Annotated in this window: 1 protein-coding gene; it reads left to right on the top strand. The window is 27.0% G+C overall.

Going from position 1 to position 1,204, the window contains the following annotated elements:
* The first annotated feature begins 129 nt into the window (after positions 1–129).
* Positions 130–516, top strand: a complete 387-nt coding sequence (locus TY19_RS02005; protein ID WP_042279641.1) for a hypothetical protein — start codon at positions 130–132, stop codon at positions 514–516.
* The last annotated feature ends 688 nt before the right edge of the window (positions 517–1,204 follow it).

The raw sequence follows: 1,204 nt of genomic DNA, 5'->3' as shown, positions 1-1,204 counted from the left end.
AAAACATTTGATTAAAAAATATTAATGATTTATTATGTTATATATAAACTTTTAATAAATAAAAAATAAAGTTTATAAACAGTTAATTTATTTAAATTAAATTTAAACATTTTTCAAGAGGTAAATATTATGGGACCACTTCCATCTAATAAAACATTAGAATTAGAATTTTTACGCGATTTGATTCAAATTCAAGTAAACGATCAAAAAGTAGAAGAGGCACAAGATCAATTAAACACAAAAATTATGAATCTTTCCGATGAACTTTTTAATTTGAAAAAATTGATAGATCAAGTTTCTAAAGAATCTCTTACTCTTAAAGAAGAATCTCTTACTCTTAAAGAAGAATCTCTTACTCTTGAAGGCAGAATTAAAGAACAAAATCGAGAAATGTCTTTGCTTAGAGAACAATCACAAATAGTTGAAGGAAATTTAGAAACTACCCAAAAAACTTTAGAAGAAATAACTGAGCAAATAACAGGGATCCAGCAAAAGCTTGAAAAATTTGAAAAATAAAATTAAGAGCTTTCTAAAGCAAATACAAGGCTTTTTAATGAAAAAGCCTAATTTACCAAGTAAAAGAGATGTTTAAAAACGCTATTAGAAGTTTTACGCAAGGAAAAAGCTGAGCTTGAAAATAAAATAATTATTTAACATTCTCCTGAATGTAAATGTTATAAAATATTATGACAAACTACTTTATTCACTTTGATGTTTGCTGTAGTAAAAATGATATGAAAATATTAAATTCAGGAACGTTAATGATAAACAAGTTCGATAATAATAGTTGCCAAAATCTCGAGAAAAATTATTTAGAGTAATTTACTGACAATGAAGAATGTAAAATAAATATGTGGTGTCGAAGGATGCAAAGGATGGTGTGTTGCCAATGCAATTACAACTGTGGCTTGGTATTCGAGAGTTTTTAAAGCTTCTCGATATCAAGCAAGTTGTGCATTAGCAGTATGCGCTATTTAAAAAAAGGTTGTCACTAGATTTGTGATAGCCAAGGATTTTAAAAAAAGTGCATAGAACTTTTTGAATATATTGTAGATTATAGGGAAGAACCCTGCGATCCTTATTGGGATTAATTATGAAAAAAGACGGTTGGAAAGGCTGGATAAGTGTATTAATTGGACTGCTAGTAACCTGAATTTTGAATTTATCTCTTTGATAATAAATAAGAAGAATAAAATTTAAATGA

The sequence above is a fragment of the Candidatus Protochlamydia sp. R18 genome, from assembly GCF_000648255.1.
Taxonomy (GTDB): Bacteria; Chlamydiota; Chlamydiia; order Chlamydiales; family Parachlamydiaceae; genus Protochlamydia; species Protochlamydia amoebophila.
The sequence above is the reverse complement of the archived record's forward strand: the minus strand, read 5'-3'. Positions and strand labels throughout refer to the sequence as shown.

Excerpts from the sequence above, each read along its gene's own strand:
- TY19_RS02005 (WP_042279641.1), top strand. The coding sequence starts at position 130 with ATGGGACCACTTCCATCTAATAAAACATTAGAATTAGAATTTTTACGC.